We start from the raw sequence: 18,745 nt of genomic DNA, 5'->3' as shown, positions 1-18,745 counted from the left end.
TGTGAAAGTAGGTCACTGCCAGGCTTCGAATCAGACCCTGTCCGAATGGACGGGGTTTTTTTATGCCTGTCATTTAGCATCACTATCAATTTCACTTCTTCCTAATTCTAGTAAAACATCTTTTTATTACTTTATCTGCCCGTCTATTTATTGATCTGTTTTCTATATTTGGTCTATTTATATTTCATATTGGTTAATTTTTATTATATTGAATTTTCTAAATTAGTATTTACTAATTTAATTAAACGGTATTTTATAAATAGAAGTGATAGTGAACCGACTTTGGAAAATCTAATAAATAGGTTGATATTTAAACAATAATAAAATGGAAGCCCTTTGAGCTATCATGCAAAAATAACTGATATTGCTACTTTGGTATGAGATACATGACATTTTAATTAGTAGTAAATGATGAAATTGTAACTAATTAAAGTAGTTTTGATTATCTTACTATTGCTACTTTACATTTTTATTTATAATCGAATCTCTTTACAAATAAAATTATCAATTTTGAAAGGAATTCGAATCAATGAAAGTGATGCCCAAGGTTGCTATCGTTGCATTTACGGCAATATGCCTGATGTTAACTGGATGCTCAGCAACTTATACCGCAATTAAAAAGCGTAATCTCGATGTTCAGACCAAAATGTCAGATACCGTTTTTCTTGATCCGGTTAAACCTTCTAAACGAGTTGTCTTTTTACAAATCCGCAATACATCGGATAAACAAGATATAAAAATCAAAGATCAAATCGTTTCGGCAGTTGAAGCTAAAGGTTATCAAGTTACAGACGATCCTGACCAAGCCCATTATATGATTCAGGCTAATATTTTACAGGTTTCTAAGAGTGATAAAGGTGATTCTCAGGCTGCCTTATTAAGTGGATATGGTTCTGGTTTAGTTGGTGCAGCTGTCGGTGCTTCGGTTGCCGGTGGTGGTGCTGGTCGGGTTGGAACAGGTCTTTTAGGTGGCTTGATTGGGATGGCTGCCGATGCAATGGTTGAAGATGTCTATTACACCATGATTACTGATTTGCAGATTTCTGAACGAGCGGCCCAAGGGGTTACGGTCACCGAACAGGATAATGCACGGCTAAACCAAGGAACCAGCGGTTCTAAGAAAGTATCAAGTACTCAGACTACTCATTGGAAACGTTATCAAACACGTATTATTAGCGTTGCGAATAAAGTGAATTTAGATTTCAATGATGCCTTACCAAGGTTACAGCAAGGTCTGATCAATTCGATCTCTGGTATTTTATAAACGGGATTGTTTTTCTATGAAAAGAGCCTCTGTTGAGGCTCTTTTCATTTTAATTAGATAATTTTAAGTCACCTTCATTTATCCAGTTTATTCGCCTTAGCCATAAGGCTATGACCCAAGCGACGACGGCTGGCAAAATAAATTGAACGATAATGACTGGCACAATTGCCGATGCGCCCATTACTTCCAATGTAGCAAATTGTCCAACTAGACCGCTTGAGCCCATTCCTGCGCCAATACTATTACTTTGCATATGAAAGAGGAGTGTTCCAATAGGCGCAACGATTGCACTGGCTATAATTGGCGGTAACCAAATTTTAGGATTTCGAACAATATTAGGTACTTGAATCATACTGGTACCAAGCCCTTGGCTGATGAGACCACCCCAACCATTTTCGCGAAAACTAATAACGGCGAACCCGACCATCTGAGCGCAGCAGCCAATGACACTTGCTCCCGCTGCCAGTCCTGATAATCCTAAACTAATTGCAATCGCTGCGCTGGATATGGGCAGTGTCAGGATCATGCCCATGGAAACGGCGATTAAAATACTCATCGGAAGGGGGTAAAGTGTTGTTAAAAGATTAATAAATGCCCCGAGAGCTTTCATCATATCAGCGACATATGGCGCAATGAATGCACCTATTAACCCACCTACAATGATTGTGCCTGCTGGAATAAGAATAATATTTAACTTGGTTTTATCGGCAATGAGTTTACTAAACTCTGCACCACATAATGAGGCAAGCAGTGCTCCAACGGGTTCCCCAATATGCATTGTTGCCACAGTTCCTGATAGGCTGATGCTGCCAGCACCCAGAGCGCCAACGATTAAGCTCGCAAAGATCCCAAGTGGGCTTGCTTTTACCGCATAGGCAACACCTGCACCGATAGCTGGCCCCATCATATATTGGGCTATTTGACCAAACTGAGCCAGCAGCGGCCAATGGGTATAAACACCAATTTGCTTGAGAATTAAACCGATAATGAGGCTGGCAAAAAGGCCGAGAGCCATGCCATTGAGTACATCAATAATGTACTGTTTCGTACGTCCTGTATGTTGGGTCATGCATTGTTCCATTAGTCTGAAATTAATAGACACCTGTGTTTACTTTATTTTACAGGTGTAAAGACAGTGTGGATGATAAAGCGAATAGTGTGATAAAGACAAGCTGTGATTAAGAGGCAAGTAATAAAAAAGGGCCTTTAAGGCCCTTTTATCTGAAATATATATGAGAGTCGTGCGACTATTTCATTGAATCGCTAAGGTGCGGTCTAAGTTTAGAGAGCATCTCTTTGAGAACTTTTGGATTTGCGCATACGATATTGCCGGTTTTATAAAAGTTATAACCACCTGCAACATCAGTGACTAAAGCGCCTGCTTCACGAGCAATCAGTTCGCCAGCAGCTAAATCCCAAGGTTTTAGTCCTAATTCGAAATAACCGTCTAAGCGACCAGCCGCAACATAAGCTAAATCCAGCGCAGCAGAACCTGCTCGGCGAATATCGCCACAATCTTCAAATACTGCGTTAAGCATTGCAAAATAAGTTTCGGTGAGGTGTTTTTGTTTAAATGGCAAGCCAGTGGCAATAATCGCACCATCTAAATCACGTAGTTTGTTAACTCGCAGGCGATAACCATTAAGCTGTGCACCTTGGCCACGGCTAGCGGTGAATAATTCGTTTAATAATGGATCGTAGATGATGGCATGCTCAGTTTTACCTTTCACTTGCAGTGCAACTGAAACAGCAAAATGAGGAATACCTTTGATGAAGTTAGTTGTGCCATCGAGTGGATCGATGATCCATTGGAAATCGCTATTTTCGCCTTGGGTAATCCCGCTTTCCTCGGCGACGATTCCATGCTCTGGGTATGATTTTTGAATTGTTTCAATGATCGCGCGTTCAGCGGCCTGATCGACATTAGTTACATAATCATTGGCCCCTTTACTTTGAGTTTCCACCTGATCTAGGTTTTCATAAGCTTGGGCAATAATCTTCCCGGCATTTCGCGCAGCGCGAATGCCTATATTGAGCATAGGATGCATTTTCAATCCACCGAATTAATAAAGAACGTTTTATGACGGCGCCGATTATAGGCAAAGCATGAGAGCGGCGCAAGGTGAAAAAAGATCTATTCATGATCCATTGCTTATCAGAGCTAATCTAATCGGTTTTGCGAGGCTCTCTTGGACGATTAACCGTTAAAGTTGACCGAGATGCTGTGGTATCATAGAGCGGTTTTTAATAGGAGATTGATAATGCTCGATAATGTACGTGTGGTGATGGTCGGAACCAGTCACAGCGGTAATATCGGTTCGGCAGCACGTGCGATGAAAACCATGGGGATTTCGCAGTTGGTTTTAGTTGCTCCCGAAACTGAAATCGATGGAAAATCAACGGCTCTCGCTGCTGGCGCCTCCGATGTTTTAGCCAATGTTCAGATCTTTGATACCCTTGAAGAGGCTATCGCACCATGTGAATTGGTCATCGGAACGAGTGCCCGAAGCCGTACGTTGGAACTGCCATTATTAAATGCCCGTCAGTCAGCCCAGCGTGTGGTTCAAGAAGGCCAACATGCTCAGGTTGCAATGGTCTTTGGTCGGGAACGCACTGGGTTAACCAACGATGAGCTTAAACATTGCCATTTCCATGTCAATGTCGCAACGAATCCTGAATACAGTTCATTGAACCTTGCTATGGCGGTTCAAATCCTTTGTTATGAAGTGCGAATGGCTCACCTTGATAATACCGTCCCTGCTGCCCCTGAGGCTGAATATCCGCAAAGTCAGGATGTAGAAAATTTCTTTACTCATCTTGAAAAAGCACTGTTTCAAATTGGTTTCATTGTGCCGAATCACCCAGGCAAAGTGATGGATAAATTGCGGCGGATGTTTAACCGTATTCGTATGGAGCAAAATGAATTAAATACCATGCGTGGAATTCTTTCTGCAATCGAGCGAACTGCCCGTGGCGAAACGATTTATCCAGATAAGAATAAACCCGAGTAAAATACTCAGGTAAATACTTGACCAAATCACTGGGGTATGTGATCATTATTGCAAGTTCATGCAAGAGATAATTAATTATGCGCTTGACATCAAAGGGTCGTTACGCAGTGACCGCCATGCTGGATGTTGCCATCCACGCAGACCAAGGACCCGTTCCTTTGGCGGATATTTCAGAGCGCCAAGGGATATCGCTGTCTTATCTTGAGCAGCTATTTTCCCGGTTGCGCAAACAGGGCTTAGTTTCTAGTGTTCGCGGTCCAGGGGGCGGCTATAAACTAGGACTAGATGCTAATAAAATTGCAGTTAGCATGGTCATTCATGCTGTTGACGAATCGCTTGATGCGACTCGTTGCCAAGGTAAAGGTGGGTGCCAAGACGGCGAGCGTTGTCTGACTCATTCTTTATGGGAAAATCTAAGTAAACGAATTGCTCACTTTTTAGATGGTATTACGCTAGGTGAGTTAGTCAGCGAACAAGCCCGAGATCAGGCATCATCAACTAAGCGCCTGAATGGTTCGAAAATGACGGATAGCTCGCTGAACATCGATGTAAGATTATAAAGCGTCGCTCATAAGCGATTGCATAAGTGCTTTGGAGAAGAAAATGAAATTGCCGATTTATTTCGATTATTCAGCGACTTCACCTGTTGATAATCGGGTAGCTGAAAAAATGATGGGATATTTAACCGCTGATGGCGTGTTTGGTAACCCGGCCTCACGGTCACATCGATTTGGCTGGCAAGCAGAAGAAGCTGTTGATGTTGCACGTAACCAGATTGCTGATTTAATTGGTGCCGATCCTCGTGAGATAGTCTTTACCTCTGGTGCTACAGAATCTGACAACCTAGCAATTAAAGGTGCTGCACATTTTTACTCTAAAAAAGGTAAACATGTCATTACCTGTAAGACCGAACATAAAGCAGTGTTAGATACATGTCGGCATCTTGAACGTGAAGGGTATGAAGTTACTTATCTGGATCCGCAAGAAAATGGTCTAATTGATTTGAATCAGCTTAAAGAAACAATGCGTGATGACACAGTGCTTGTTTCTATTATGCACGTCAATAACGAAATTGGTGTGATTCAGGATATCAAACAAATTGGCCAAATGTGTCGTGACCGTAAGATTGTTTTCCATGTCGATGGCGCGCAAAGCGCAGGTAAAATCGACATTGATGTAAATGATTTGAACATTGATTTGTTATCGCTTTCTGCTCATAAAATGTATGGTCCGAAAGGGATTGGTGCTTTGTATGTTCGTCGCAAACCTCGTATTCGTCTGGAAGCCCAGATGCATGGCGGTGGTCATGAACGTGGCATGCGCAGTGGTACATTGCCAACCCACCAGATTGTCGGAATGGGTGAAGCAGCTCGTATCGCCAAAGAAGGACTCGCTGACGAATCAGCTCGTATTTTGAGTCTGCGTAATCGCTTCTGGGAAGGGATTAAAGATATCGAAGAAGTTTATGTTAACGGCGATCTTGAACACCGTGTTCCTGGAAATCTAAATGTTAGCTTTAACTTCGTTGAAGGTGAATCGTTGATGATGGCGCTGAAAGATTTAGCCGTTTCATCGGGTTCGGCTTGTACTTCGGCAAGTTTGGAACCATCTTACGTATTAAGAGCGCTTGGCCGTAATGATGAGCTGGCTCATAGTTCAATTCGTTTCTCTTTTGGTCGCTTTACCACAGAAGAAGAAATTGACTATGCCATTGGTGTTATCCATAAAGCGATTGCTCGGCTACGTGAAATGTCACCACTTTGGGATATGTTCAAAGCAGGTGTCGATTTAGAACAGGTCGCTTGGGCTGCACACTAATAATAGATACGCGATAGATTTGGAGAGAGAATATGGCTTACAGTGAAAAAGTAATCGATCATTATGAAAACCCGCGTAATGTCGGGGCCTTTGAAGGTGATGATGATTCAATTGGTACTGGCATGGTTGGTGCTCCGGCTTGTGGTGACGTCATGCGTCTACAACTTAAAGTCGGCCAAAATGGTGTGATTGAAGATGCTCGTTTTAAAACCTATGGCTGCGGCAGCGCAATCGCTTCAAGCTCGCTAGTCACCGAATGGGTGAAAGGTAAAACGCTTGATGAAGCATCTGAAATTAAGAACACTAAGATCGCCGAAGAGCTGGCTTTACCTCCGGTTAAAATCCACTGTTCGATTTTAGCTGAAGATGCAATTAAAGCGGCAATTGCCGATTACAAAAAGAAAAACGCATAGTTTTTAGAAGTTGAAGGAGCAGGTATGGCTATTACAGTGACAGAGGCTGCTGCCAACCACATCGGAAACTATCTGCAAAATCGTGGCAAAGGGCTGGGAATTCGTCTGGGAGTGAAAACTTCCGGATGTTCCGGAATGGCTTATGTGCTTGAATTTGTCGATGAGCTTTCTGATGACGATCAGGTATTCCCCAGTCATGGCGTCAAAGTTGTGGTTGATGAAAAAAGCCTGGTTTACCTCGATGGAACTGAGCTCGATTTCGTTAAGCATGGTTTAAACGAAGGGTTTGAATTTAAAAACCCCAATGTTAAAGATGAATGTGGCTGTGGTGAAAGCTTCAACGTTTAACCACGACTGCTATGGTTCATTACCGGGACTTTGTTATGAGTTATTTTGATCTTTTCTCGCTTACCCCCGGTTTTGCTATTGATAAAAACGCGCTTTCAGCGCGTTTTCGTCAACTGCAAAGTCAATATCATCCAGATAATTTTGCTGGCGCAGATGACAAAAGTCAGGCGCAAGCATTGCAAAAAGCATCAGAAATTAATGATGCTTACCAAACACTTTTGCATCCAGAGAAGCGTGCACAATACATGTTGAAATTGGTGGACATTGATATCGCTGATGAACAACAAACAATGCATGATATCGATTTCCTCATGTTACAGATGTCTTTAAGAGAAGAACTTGAAGGCATTAAAAACAGCGATGACCCAGAGTCGGCCATCGATGCTTTTGCCAGTAAACTCAAAGCAGCTCAAAAGCAGCTGGAGGAAGCGTTTGTTTTACAATATCAGCGCAGTGATTATGAACAAGCTGCTGATAGTGTGCGTAAAATGAAATTTTATCTCCGATTGACGCAGCAATTGCGCCAGTTAGAAGACAACCTTCTTGATTTATAGGCTATTATGGCATTACTTCAGATAGCGGAACCTGGTCAGGCTGCCGCTCCTCATCAACATAAACTTGCCGTAGGCATTGATTTGGGAACAACCAACTCGTTGGTTGCAACCGTCCGTAGCGGTAAAGCGGATACCTTAAATGACGAGCTCAATCGAGCTATTTTGCCTTCGGTCGTTCAATATCAAAAAGATTATATTTCAGTTGGCTTTGCCGCTCGAGACCGCGCTGTAGACGATGCAGCCAATACCATTGTCTCGGTGAAACGGTTACTGGGTAAAAGCATTCATGAATTTGACCCGAGTCAGTTTCCATATCAGTTCGATTTAACTCGTGATATCCCAACCATTCGCACAGAGCAAGGATTTGTCAATCCGGTTCAAGTTTCCTCTGAAATATTAAAAGTGTTAGCTCAGCGCGCAACCCATTCCCTTGGCGGCGAACTTGATGGCGTAGTCATTACTGTTCCTGCGTATTTTGATGATGCGCAGCGCCAAGGAACGAAAGATGCTGCGCAGCTAGCCGGATTGCATGTGTTGCGCTTATTAAACGAGCCTACAGCAGCTGCCATTGCCTATGGTTTAGATAGCCAAGAAGAGGGTGTGATTGCAGTTTACGACTTAGGTGGTGGGACGTTTGACATCTCTATTTTGCGCCTAAGTCGCGGTGTCTTTGAGGTTTTAGCAACGGGTGGTGATTCTGCTTTAGGTGGCGATGATTTTGACGGTGTGATTGTCGATTGGATCTGCCAGCAGGCTGGCATTGATGATCTCAGCGCTGCAGGCCTTCGTCGTGAATTGCAGCGTTTGGCCACTCAGGCAAAAATTGAGCTTTCCAGTAAACAGAACACCAACCTAAAACTTGCCTTTGATGATTGGCTTTGGCAAGGCGAGCTAAGCCGGGATGAGTTTGAACAGCTGATAGCGCCTTGGGTTAAGCGTACCATCACCGCTTGTCGGCGCGCTGTTCGTGATGCAGAGATTGAGATTGATGAAATCACTGACGTGGTCATGGTCGGTGGTTCAACTCGCGTGCCATTGGTTCGAGAACGTGTTGCAGATTATTTTGGCAAAGAGCCATTAACGAGTATCGACCCTGACCGAGTTGTGGCATTAGGTGCAGCTCTACAGGCTGATATCTTGGTTGGCAATAAACGTGATAGTGATTTGCTGCTTTTAGATGTGATTCCGTTATCGCTTGGCATTGAAACCATGGGCGGGCTTGTTGAGAAAATTATTCCGCGAAATACTACGATTCCAGTGGCTCGCGCGCAGGAATTTACAACTTTCAAAGATGGCCAAACGGCAATGGCTATTCATGTTATGCAAGGCGAGCGGGAATTGGTCGATGCGTGTCGTTCATTAGGGCGATTCACATTAACTGATATTCCGCCAATGGCCGCAGGCGCAGCTCATATTCGTGTCACTTTTCAGGTCGATGCCGATGGGTTGTTATCCGTGAGTGCTATGGAAAAAACAACGGGCGTCAATGCTTCGATTCAAGTGAAACCGTCATATGGGCTGGCTGATGATCAAATTGCCAATATGCTCAAAGATTCAATTAGCCATGCACAGAGTGATATTGATGCTCGAATGCTTAAAGAGCAGCAAGTTGAAGCGGCTCGCATTTTAGAGAATCTGCAATCGGCACTAGGTGCAGATGGTGCGCTTCTTGACGATAATGAACGACAGGCGATTGATAACGCAATGGCTGGTGTTGCCGCAAGCGCACAAGGTAATGATGCCAAAGCAATTGAAGAGGCCATTGAGAAGCTTGATCACGCATCAGCTGATTTTGCTGCTAAACGAATGGATCATTCGATTCGCCAAGCCCTGAAAGGGCAAAATATTGATAGGATTTAATTGAACATGCCAAAAGTTATTTTTCTTCCTCATGAAGATTTATGCCCAGAAGGGGCGGTTGTAGAAGCAAAATCCGGCGAAACAATTTTGGATGTAGCGCTGCGAGATGGTATTGGCATTGAGCATGCCTGCGAAAAATCGTGCGCGTGCACCACTTGCCATGTCATTGTTCGTGAAGGATTTGATTCGCTTGATGAGAGTGATGAACTTGAAGATGATATGCTTGATAAGGCATGGGGACTTGAGAGTGAATCACGCTTAGGCTGTCAGGCGGTGATTAAAGATGAAGATTTAGTCGTCGAGATCCCCCGTTATACAATTAATCAGGTGTCTGAAAATCATTAATAAATAGGCACAGGAGGCTTTGATGCAGTTGAAATGGACTGATGTTCAAGATATTGCGATTGAATTAGCACAAACGTATCCTGAGCAAAATCCGTTGCAGGTTCGCTTTACTGATTTACATGATTGGATTTGTCAGCTTGATGAATTTGATGATGATCCGCAGCGTAGTAATGAACAAATTTTAGAAGCAATTCAGCAAGCCTGGATTGATGAAATTGATTAAATTTTAAAAAAGCCACAGACTCTGTGGCTTTTTGTACTTTAAGGAACCGTTATGTCACAAATGTACGTGTCACTTTCTTTTCAAGAGGCACCTTCAAAATGGGGAGAAGGGGCAAAATTATCATTTACAAGTGATGGCGCAATCATTCATCTGGTGAATCAGAGTCAAGATGAACAGCTTCGCACTGTGCAAAAAATGGCGCGTAAATTAAGTGGTCAAGGGATTAGTGATATTCAACTGGCCGGTGGCTCTTGGAATTTAGAGTTATGCTGGGCGTTTGAGCAAGGCTATTACACCGCTAAAAAATTGGGAAATGTTGATTATCCGGCGCTTATTGAAAATGAACAAAATGAGTTTCTCGCGCGGCGAAATGCGATTAATTGGGCTCGGCAGATTATTAACCAAGGTCCTGCTGATCTTTATCCGCAGCGCTTATGTGAACAAGCCTGCGAACTACTCAAATCGATTGCGCCAGAACATGTTACTTATCAGATTATCTCAGGTGATGAGCTGTTAAAAAATAATTATGTAGGGATTTATGCGGTGGGCCGCGGTAGTGATAAAGCTCCGGCCATGTTGCAACTTGATTATAACCCGACGAGCAATGCCAATGAGCCCGTAGCCGCGGCCTTGGTCGGTAAAGGAATTACTTTTGATTCTGGTGGCTATAGCCTAAAACCAAGCTCAGGCATGGATACCATGAAAAGTGATATGGGAGGCGCGGCAACATTAACCGCTGCATTAGCGCTTGCGATTAGTCGTGGATTGAAAAAACGCGTCAAATTATTTTTATGTTGCGCTGAAAACCTCGTATCGGGTAACGCTTTTAAATTAGGCGATGTGCTAACGTATCGTAATGGTAAAAGCGTTGAAATTTTAAATACCGATGCTGAAGGGCGTTTAGTGTTAGCTGATGGCTTAATGTGTGCAAGTGAAACAAAAGCCCCCTTAATCATTGATGCAGCGACATTAACTGGAGCCGCTAAAGTTGCGGTGGGCCGCGATTTTAATGCTGTTCTTGGTCTTGATCAGGAGCTCGTTTATAGCGCTCTTAATGCCGCCAAAGCTGAACATGAGCTTGCCTGGGCATTGCCACTTGAACCTTGGCATAAAGAACGTCTGACGTCTGGATTTGCGGATATGGCCAATGTTCACTCTGGCGAAGGCAATCCTGGTGCGAGCACGGCAGCTGCCTTTTTATCGAATTTTGTTGAGAATCCAGAGAAAGGCTGGGTCCATTTTGATTTATCTGGCTCTTACCAGAAATCAGCAAGTGAGCTTTGGTCAACCGGTGCTAAAGGTCATGGTATTCGTACTATTAGCCGTTTATTAGCAGAGCAGGCATAATTATCGATTTATCCAAGTGGCTCACTGAGCCACTTATTCATCATTCACGATTCACTCTACATTGGTCTGAAGGAAATGATTATGGTTCGAGAACGTACTTTTTCAATCATCAAGCCAGATGCAGTTAAACAAGCCCACATTGGTGCTATTTATCATCAAATTGAGTCCGCGGGCTTAAGAATTGTTGCCGCAAAAATGTTGCATTTGTCTCAAGAGCAAGCCGAAGGTTTTTATGGCGAACATGAAGGCAAACCTTTTTATAACGCCCTGATTGAGTTTATGACCCAAGGGCCAATTATGGTTCAAGTACTCGAAGGTGAAAATGCCATTGAGACTTACCGTGCTTTGATGGGAGATACAGACCCATTAACAGCGGCGAAGTCGTCATTACGTGGACAGTTTGGTTCGAAAAACCCACGCAATGCGGTGCATGGCTCTGATGCTCCTGAATCAGCTGCGCGAGAAATCGCATTTTTCTTTAGTGATGAAGAAATTGTTGGTTAATCCAAATTAATTTTTATATTGAAAAAACCCGTGTATTGCGGGTTTTGTTGTCTTAGGGGGCCACTTTTTTACAAAGATTATAGATTGGCCAGTTGCATCTTTAACCAAAATGACTGGCTACAACGATTTACAAAATGTTTTTGTCGCGGCGATATTTCGTAATCATAAGGTTGTTGCTCGACTTGATAGTCAATCCATTCATCAGCACAAAGCGCATCGTTATCAGCGTCATTATCAAACTCGACTTCCATCCTAATGAGTGCGCCATCTTCAAACTGATAACGATAAATCATGTGTTCAGTGGTTATCTCATCACTTTGGCTTCGTTGGTGTGAAAGCTTTTTAGAGCTTTTGATATTGTGATTATCGTTTAATATGTCACTGACATATTCGGCTAAAAGGCGCTGTTGTTGGGACATGTTACCAGTCGATTCCTTTGCGAGCTTTTAAGCCGCTATCAAATGCATGTTTGCGCGACTGAATTTCACTGACCGTATCAGCTATTTCGATTAAACGTCGATGAGCACCGCGGCCCGTAATAATGACAGACATCTGTTGTGGGCGCTGCAAAATGGCCGCAACGACTTCTTCAAGCTCTAAGTAGTGATAACTAATCATGTAGGTCAGCTCATCAAGCAACACCACATCAAGGTTTGGGTTAGTTAACATCACCTTCGCTTGCTGCCAAACTTGTTGTGCGCTGGCTTTATCTGCTTCTTTGTTTTGAGTTTCCCAAGTAAAGCCAGTGGCCATCACCACAAACTCAACGCCATGAGCACTTAACAGCTCGCGCTCACCGCATTCCCAGTTTCCCTTGATGAACTGTACCACCGCTGCATTTTGACCATGACCGACTGCTCGGGCGATGGTGCCAAAGCCCGAGGTCGATTTACCCTTGCCATTTCCTGTTAAAACAACGACTAATCCGCGTTCTTGCTGCGCCTGACGGATTCGTTCATCAACTTGCTCTTTTAGCTTTTGCTGGCGCTTTTTATGGCGCTCGTTGTCTGTTTCTGACATGAGTCGTGCTCAGTTTGCGTTTGTTGTTCTTTAATGTAATCCCACATTTGTGCCAATGGTTCAGCAAAGCTTGCATTGAGCAATGGGAAACGGTGGAACGTTTTCGGATCTAGCGAAATTTGTTCGACATGGAACCCTGCGCGAGTGCCATAACGTTTCCATGGATTACGACAAAATAGTCGGAACCAACGTTCAATAAAGTGTCCTAGTTGTTCTAAGCTATAGATTTCGCCATGGCCTTGCATGAGTAAATCAATCAATATGCTTTTAGGCCACATCTGGCGAACAAGGTAGCTTTGCATGATGCTGTCACAGATAATGTAAGGCATCAGGTCTTCTTCATCTGTTTGCTCAACTGGGCGCAGTTCAGCTGTTGGCTGTTGGGCGTTAATCAGTCCCATTGCCGGTATTGTGAGCCGGTGGAAACCATGGTGGCCTTCGACCGGGAGCCCTTGTTTTTCCAGCCAGTTATTAATTTTGCGGATCCGTGTTTTCGATAAACCGGAAACGACTGATAATACACCGGATGTATCGCCATCCATGGTGGCATAACCTAATGCTGATTCAGATAAGTTTGAGGTCGCAATCAGCAATTTATTTTCGCGGTTAGCCAGCATCCAGACACCAGGACTACGACTACGGGCCTGAATATTTTGCAATGCAATATCATCATCGTTCCAGTTAAGCGGCTGTTTTGGATAAATCTGATTGACCAAGCCGATGTAATCATCAACGATTTTTTGCACGTTCCAATGCTCAAAGGTTGCACCAATATTTTCAGAGACGCCTTTGGCCGCATTAAAGGTGATTTCTGAGCTGTTATCGGTTCCTTGATATAGGCACATTAATACCTTCGGCATCACATATTGTTTGAGCCAGTAGCCGTAGTCACCGCTCTCTTCGCTATATTCTGGAATCGATTCAAGCCAAGGTTTTGGCAATTTCTTACGATATTCTTGAGCGCCTAACTGGTGCAGCGCTAGATAATGAGATAGATAGACGAGCGTTGCAGCGAGGCCCGAGTCAGCACCACCTGACATACTGACAATATAGCCATGAGTATGGGTACGCTGCATCCAGTCCCACAGACCATTGGCAATCGCATAGCAAATTTCTGCATGAATTCGGTCATCATCGCTAAGCTCTTCCCAAAATTCGTTGAGCAAGTCGTTAGCAATCGCTGGTTGCAGAGCTTGCTTCCAAGGCGGTGTTTGGGTTGTTAACGTGTAAGGAAGATTGATTTCCAGCTCTTCTTTAAAAGCGCCAATCGCTTCGCTAGAGGTGATTCGTGTGACTCGGTTAGCGCTAATATTGACGATGGCATGGTTTAGCAGAACGTCTCGACAGTTAAAACGATCGCCATAGGAAACCATTCGACCTTCAGAGGCAATCATACAGCCAGCATCAAAGATGCTGGTGCCATTTTCGGTCCCATTGAGATTGGCATAAGCATAGGCAACCCCGAATGCTCGAGAACCTTCCAGGATAAACTGCTCGCGAATATCAAATTTACCAGAAGCAAAATGTGATGCACTCGGATTGAGGATAATATCGACGTTGCGCTGATAAAGGTCGCGCCCCGGCCGGTTGCTAATCCATGAGTCTTCGCAGGTTTCAAAACCAATGCGTACGCCTTTACAATCAACTACCAAGTCGCCCATTGGCACGCGATAATGAGGATGCTCGATGACGCGGCTTCTTGGCCATGCTTCAAACCAACGCGGTTCATAGTGAAGGCCATTGCGGGCTAAAAATTGCTTACAGACAAAACCATGTAGACCTTTTGCGCTAATAATTGCAGAGGCGTTGTAAACTTGGCCGCCAGGGTAGAGCAGCGGTAATCCAACCGAAACCAACATCGCTGGATAATCCTTGCCGAGCTCTTTGGTGGCTTGAATCACTTTATCCAGCGCATCGCTTGTTGCTTCGTGAAATTCCTGGAAGGTGAAATTGTCTTCACAACCATAGCCAGTTAATGCCAGCTCAGGCATTAACAAAATATTGGCGCCGTTTTTAAAGGCTTGTTCTATCGCTTGGGTAACGCGTTTTACGTTGCCACTGAAATCAAATGGCAACTGGCGCAGTGAAGCGGTGGTTATCGTTAGGTAATCTGCCATATACAGCTCCCTAATCAGGCCCATGTGACCCGATAAACTTTTTTCAAATAATCGACGAATTGCTCATCTTCACAGAGGTTTTTCCCTGGAGCATCAGAGATCTTGGCAACCGGGCGTCCATTTACGTGAACCAGTTTCATCACTATATTGAGCGGGTTAACATCTTCTAAATCGCAAGATAGAAAAGTCCCTATGCCAAATGAGACTTTGATTCTGCCATCAAAATAGCGGTAGATATCGACCATCTGCTGGAAATTCAGTCCATCGCTAAAGACTAAGGTTTTAGTCATTGGGTCGATATTGAGCGCTTCATACATTTTGATTGCTTTGTCGCCAAACACTCGTGGGTCGCCAGAGTCATGGCGCAGTCCATCAAATAATTTGGCAAAGTACAAGTCAAAATCACGGACAAATGCATCCATCCCGATGACATCGGTCAAGGCGCAGCCCAAGCGACCGCGGAACTCTTTAACCCAGCATTCCAGCGTGTGTTTTTGCGAGTTGCCCAGTTGCACCCCAATTTGCTGTGACAGCATGAAAATTTCATGGGCCATTGTGCCAATAGGCGTCAGTCCTAACTCTTTGGCATAATACATGTTTGATGTGCCGGTAAAAATGCCTGGCAGTAGCGATTTAAATTGGCGAATCATATGTTCTTGAGTCGTTGCACTAAACCGGCGGCGAGTCCCAAAATCAGCAAAGGTGAGGTGTTTCATCTTATGTTGATCAATTTGGGATTTAAGCCAATCCGTTTTGGCTAGCAGACGCTTATTGACGTCAAGCATGGTTTTTTCTGGATGAGTATTGCGATGATAGACTTCTGAAATGGTGGATAAGACGGGCATTTCAAAATGGTTAATATGCATTAATGGCCCGCGAGCACGAATCGATAACTGACCGTCTTCTTCGCCAATGGTTAAAAAGCGCGTCTGATATGACCACATTCTGACCCATTCGATGAAATCTTTGGTATACCAAGGTATTTCGCTAAGCCATTGAATTTCGTCATCAGTAAATTTTAAGCCATTTAAATTTTCAAGCTCTTGTTCGATTTCTTCACGATAAGGACGAAGGTCAACATCACTGCGAACAACCAGTTTGTATTCGGCATCTTCAACATATGGATACTGGTGCATAAAGCACTGCCACATGTTCATTTTATAAAAGTCATTGTCTAGTGCTGAAAAATTTAAATGGTCACGAAAAAGCTGCGTAGGTGACGACATAACTATTCCTCTGTTGGCTTAAGCCAACTTAATAAGCGGTTCTATCTCTAACGGTAGACCAATATTAGCGTAATCAATGTGCAATTGAAGCAATACCAAAGCGTTGTCCAATTCGAGAAATCATTGCTAACAATACACCGTATAATGGCAAAAACAGGATAATGTTAATGACTAGCTTAATGACATAATCCACCTCAGCAATACTAACCCAATGGGTTGCCATAAACGTATTATGGCTGGCATAAAAAGCGACACTAAAAAAGATAAATGTATCAGCAAGGTTACCAACAATTGCTGAGCCTGCCGGTGCGGCCCACCACTGACTGAGTTTTCGTAATTGTCTGAAGACCATGATATCAAGAAGTTGTCCTGCAAGGTAAGCAGAAAAACTAGCTAAGGCGATTCGCCCAGCGATCTGATTAAAATGAGAAAAACTTATCAAGCCTTGCCAGTGCCCATTATCAAAGCCAGAGGTTATAAGATAGGAGATGATTAACGCTGGAAACATGGCTTGTGCCACGATGGTTCGAGCCAGCTTGTAGCCATAGAAGCGAACTGTTAAGTCACTGACGATAAAGATAAATGGAAAACAAAACGCAGACCATGTGCTTTGCCAGTGTAATAAGGTCATTGGATGTTGAACCAGAAAATTACTTAGCGTGATTAGAAATATATGGGTCAGAGTGAGGTAAAAACGTAACTGTTTTTCGATAGAGCGAGTCATAAGCGTCCTTTTTGTACAGCCTGGGGTGAGGGAACCCAGTTTGCCGCGCAGGATAACGCTTCGAGTCTGATTGTCAACAACAGCCAGAGCAGCCAACGCTGCTCTGGGGATTATTTAAGCATTTACTTGCGCAATATAACTCAGCCAAGCCTTTGCCTGATCAGCTAGTTGCTGGTGGTGAACTAAAGGCTCAAACAAGCTTTTGGCTTGATTGAATTTTTTTAACTGGCAGGCAGCGATGGCTGCATCTAATTGTAATTGCGGTGAATCTGCATGATGGTGCTGCGCTTTTTGCTGAAGTTCAATCACCTGTTGCCATTGATGCGTGACTAACAGTGTGGATAGATAGTTTTGATAATGCTCTTTGGATGGGTAGCGCTCTGCTAGCTCTTTAAGCGGTGTGAGTGCTTGTTTATATTGGCGTGATTGATTTAACAAACTCGCCCATTGTTGAAGATTATCTTTGGTTCGTTTGAGTTTCTTCTTGGCAAAACCATCTTGCATGACTTGTGCTGCCAGATATGGAATATGCTGTGATGCGGCTAACTGCATCAGCAACTGGTAGTGCTCTGAGCTATTAAATAGGTCTCGTTGCCAAGCCATGCGCATACTGGCTAGCGCTTTTTTCGGGTGTTTTGCTCTAAGCTCTAAACTGGTCAGTTGCTGCCATTGATTGATTTGGTTAGGCGAGCGGATAACCACTACACGCTGCCAATCTTGCGCTATCGTCCAATTTTTTTGTCTAATGGCAATGGCGATACCTAACTGGTACCAGTTGGTAGAAGCCGATGGTTTCATATGCAGTGCTGTTTTGATAGCAGTTAGCCCATTAGTCCATTCTTTAAGCTCGTAATAACCGTAACTTAACAGGTAGTAGTGATTCGCTTTATGCTCTTTTGTTGGCGTTATTTTTAACCATTGAGTGAGTGAGTTCACTCCTTGTTGCCACTTTTTAAGATTAAGTTGCAGTTGGGCAATGGTTAGTAATAGTGATTGGCTCTGTTTTTCTTCAAGCTGTTTACTTTCATAAGCGTCATTGAATGCTTGTAGCGCTTGTTGGTTTTGGTTAAGCGCTAAAGCACTGCGACCTAAGACCAATTGAGCCAACGCTTTGCTGTATTCGTGGCGGGAACTATTACCTAAATCAGCTAAAAATTTAACCATCTGAGCTTGAGCTTGTTTAGGATGGTTATTGCTCAGTAATGTTTGGGCGGCATTAATTTTGTTGTAGTCGTATTGCGATATTTCGCCACACTGAGCCACTAGAGGCCATAAAAAAATCAGTAATAGAAGACTTAGGCGTTGTGATCGTTTCATCGTCATCAATTCCCCAGTGAAAACCGAATGGTTTGTTCAGCTCGAAATGTTATCGCTTGGCCATCACGTTTTTTCGGTTGTAATTTCCAACCGTAGATGGCTTCTTTAACGGCATTGTCAAACACGTGTTTTGGGTTGGCTTTTACGATTTGAATGCTACCGGGTTTAACATGACCATCGCGCTGTACGACAAATTGCACTGTTACGCTGCCTTCGATATTTCGACGCAGCGCTCGCTGTGGATATTGCGGTGGCACGCGAGCTAAAACCACTGGATTTGAATCAATCCCCATTTGCACTTGCACGCCATTTAGGCTTCCAATTTGCGCATTGAGTTTGATATTCGCGTTCATGTCAGCACTTGGAATCGGGACATTAACGGCTAATGCTTGAGACGTTGGCGTTGCATCCGGCTTACCTGCTGTTGGTGTAGGAACCGTCGGCATTTTGGCCATTTTCGGCGGTGGTGGCGGTGGCTCGCGTCGTTGCCGAGTTTGCAGTGATTCTTCGTTCATTTGCGTGAGAGTTAGATGAACTTGTTCACTGTGCTCATAGTGGGGATGTTGACTTACACCAATGAGTTTGCCTAGCAACACAAAAAAGATAGCGCCACAGATTAACCCCACCGGTGTAATGATAAAGAACTTGCGCATA

General features: G+C 43.7%; 21 protein-coding genes. 12 read left to right on the top strand and 9 right to left on the bottom strand.

Annotation, left to right across the window (positions count from 1 at the left end; translation table 11 throughout):
• Positions 1–529 precede the first annotated feature (529 nt).
• Positions 530–1,264 carry a complement resistance protein TraT gene (locus ABTQ23_RS14290; RefSeq protein WP_408616413.1) on the top strand — a complete coding sequence of 245 codons (735 nt, stop codon included), beginning with the start codon at positions 530–532 and terminating at the stop codon, positions 1,262–1,264.
• Positions 1,265–1,313: 49 nt separating this feature from the next.
• On the opposite strand, the gene ABTQ23_RS14285 is transcribed toward ABTQ23_RS14290, so the two are convergent.
• Together ABTQ23_RS14285 and suhB are read right to left on the bottom strand one after the other, a co-directional pair.
• Positions 1,314–2,333, bottom strand: coding sequence for a PTS sugar transporter subunit IIC (locus tag ABTQ23_RS14285; protein WP_408616412.1), 1,020 nt, complete (start codon positions 2,331–2,333; stop codon positions 1,314–1,316).
• A gap of 178 nt (positions 2,334–2,511) precedes the next feature.
• Entirely contained in the window at positions 2,512–3,312 is an 801-nt protein-coding gene (gene suhB, locus ABTQ23_RS14280) for an inositol-1-monophosphatase (RefSeq protein ID WP_408616411.1), read from the bottom strand.
• 213 nt (positions 3,313–3,525) lie between these two features.
• Between suhB and trmJ the strand changes: the two genes are divergently transcribed.
• From trmJ to ndk, 11 genes are all read left to right on the top strand, one after another.
• A complete protein-coding gene (gene trmJ, locus ABTQ23_RS14275) occupies positions 3,526–4,275 on the top strand; it encodes a tRNA (cytosine(32)/uridine(32)-2'-O)-methyltransferase TrmJ (RefSeq protein WP_408616410.1) in 750 nt (249 codons plus the stop codon).
• Between the two features lie 77 nt (positions 4,276–4,352).
• On the top strand, positions 4,353–4,835 hold the full coding sequence (iscR, locus tag ABTQ23_RS14270) for a Fe-S cluster assembly transcriptional regulator IscR (protein ID WP_408616409.1): 483 nt from the start codon (positions 4,353–4,355) through the stop codon (positions 4,833–4,835).
• Between the two features lie 43 nt (positions 4,836–4,878).
• Entirely contained in the window at positions 4,879–6,093 is a 1,215-nt protein-coding gene (locus ABTQ23_RS14265) for an IscS subfamily cysteine desulfurase (protein WP_408616408.1), read from the top strand.
• A gap of 32 nt (positions 6,094–6,125) precedes the next feature.
• Positions 6,126–6,506 carry a Fe-S cluster assembly scaffold IscU gene (gene iscU / locus ABTQ23_RS14260; RefSeq protein WP_408616407.1) on the top strand — a complete coding sequence of 127 codons (381 nt, stop codon included), beginning with the start codon at positions 6,126–6,128 and terminating at the stop codon, positions 6,504–6,506.
• Positions 6,507–6,530: 24 nt separating this feature from the next.
• Positions 6,531–6,854, top strand: coding sequence for an iron-sulfur cluster assembly protein IscA (gene iscA / locus ABTQ23_RS14255; protein WP_408616406.1), 324 nt, complete (start codon positions 6,531–6,533; stop codon positions 6,852–6,854).
• 35 nt (positions 6,855–6,889) lie between these two features.
• On the top strand, positions 6,890–7,408 hold the full coding sequence (gene hscB / locus ABTQ23_RS14250) for a co-chaperone HscB (RefSeq protein ID WP_408616405.1): 519 nt from the start codon (positions 6,890–6,892) through the stop codon (positions 7,406–7,408).
• 6 nt (positions 7,409–7,414) lie between these two features.
• Positions 7,415–9,268, top strand: a complete 1,854-nt coding sequence (gene hscA / locus ABTQ23_RS14245) for a Fe-S protein assembly chaperone HscA (RefSeq protein WP_408616404.1) — start codon at positions 7,415–7,417, stop codon at positions 9,266–9,268.
• Positions 9,269–9,274: 6 nt separating this feature from the next.
• Positions 9,275–9,613 carry an ISC system 2Fe-2S type ferredoxin gene (fdx, locus tag ABTQ23_RS14240; RefSeq protein ID WP_408616403.1) on the top strand — a complete coding sequence of 113 codons (339 nt, stop codon included), beginning with the start codon at positions 9,275–9,277 and terminating at the stop codon, positions 9,611–9,613.
• 28 nt (positions 9,614–9,641) lie between these two features.
• Positions 9,642–9,836, top strand: coding sequence for a Fe-S cluster assembly protein IscX (iscX, locus tag ABTQ23_RS14235; RefSeq protein ID WP_408616420.1), 195 nt, complete (start codon positions 9,642–9,644; stop codon positions 9,834–9,836).
• Positions 9,837–9,887: 51 nt separating this feature from the next.
• Positions 9,888–11,183 carry an aminopeptidase PepB gene (gene pepB, locus ABTQ23_RS14230; RefSeq protein WP_408616402.1) on the top strand — a complete coding sequence of 432 codons (1,296 nt, stop codon included), beginning with the start codon at positions 9,888–9,890 and terminating at the stop codon, positions 11,181–11,183.
• 81 nt (positions 11,184–11,264) lie between these two features.
• Positions 11,265–11,687 (top strand): nucleoside-diphosphate kinase, encoded by a 423-nt coding sequence (ndk, locus tag ABTQ23_RS14225; RefSeq protein WP_408616401.1) that lies wholly within the window; start codon positions 11,265–11,267, stop codon positions 11,685–11,687.
• A 77-nt stretch (positions 11,688–11,764) separates the two neighbouring features.
• Here the strand turns inward: ndk and ABTQ23_RS14220 are convergent, their stop codons facing one another.
• From ABTQ23_RS14220 to ABTQ23_RS14190, 7 genes are all read right to left on the bottom strand, one after another.
• A complete protein-coding gene (locus ABTQ23_RS14220) occupies positions 11,765–12,106 on the bottom strand; it encodes a hypothetical protein (RefSeq protein WP_408616400.1) in 342 nt (113 codons plus the stop codon).
• 1 nt (position 12,107) lies between these two features.
• Positions 12,108–12,707 carry a cob(I)yrinic acid a,c-diamide adenosyltransferase gene (gene cobO, locus ABTQ23_RS14215; protein ID WP_408616399.1) on the bottom strand — a complete coding sequence of 200 codons (600 nt, stop codon included), beginning with the start codon at positions 12,705–12,707 and terminating at the stop codon, positions 12,108–12,110.
• Positions 12,659–14,824 carry a nitrilase-related carbon-nitrogen hydrolase gene (locus tag ABTQ23_RS14210; protein WP_408616398.1) on the bottom strand — a complete coding sequence of 722 codons (2,166 nt, stop codon included), beginning with the start codon at positions 14,822–14,824 and terminating at the stop codon, positions 12,659–12,661. The genes cobO and ABTQ23_RS14210 overlap by 49 nt, the downstream gene beginning before the upstream one ends.
• 14 nt (positions 14,825–14,838) lie before the next feature.
• Positions 14,839–16,050: a nicotinate phosphoribosyltransferase gene (pncB, locus tag ABTQ23_RS14205; protein ID WP_408616397.1), complete on the bottom strand. Its 1,212-nt coding sequence runs from the start codon at positions 16,048–16,050 to the stop codon at positions 14,839–14,841.
• Positions 16,051–16,123: 73 nt separating this feature from the next.
• Positions 16,124–16,774 (bottom strand): 7-cyano-7-deazaguanine/7-aminomethyl-7-deazaguanine transporter, encoded by a 651-nt coding sequence (locus ABTQ23_RS14200; RefSeq protein ID WP_408616396.1) that lies wholly within the window; start codon positions 16,772–16,774, stop codon positions 16,124–16,126.
• A 114-nt stretch (positions 16,775–16,888) separates the two neighbouring features.
• Positions 16,889–18,091 carry a tetratricopeptide repeat protein gene (locus ABTQ23_RS14195; protein WP_408616395.1) on the bottom strand — a complete coding sequence of 401 codons (1,203 nt, stop codon included), beginning with the start codon at positions 18,089–18,091 and terminating at the stop codon, positions 16,889–16,891.
• Positions 18,092–18,096: 5 nt separating this feature from the next.
• On the bottom strand, positions 18,097–18,744 hold the full coding sequence (locus ABTQ23_RS14190) for an energy transducer TonB (RefSeq protein ID WP_408616394.1): 648 nt from the start codon (positions 18,742–18,744) through the stop codon (positions 18,097–18,099).
• Position 18,745: the final 1 nt, after the last annotated feature.

Origin of the sequence: Celerinatantimonas sediminis (genome assembly GCF_046054195.1) — a bacterium.
In the GTDB taxonomy this organism is placed as follows: Bacteria; Pseudomonadota; Gammaproteobacteria; order Enterobacterales; family Celerinatantimonadaceae; genus Celerinatantimonas.
The sequence above is the reverse complement of the archived record's forward strand: the minus strand, read 5'-3'. Positions and strand labels throughout refer to the sequence as shown.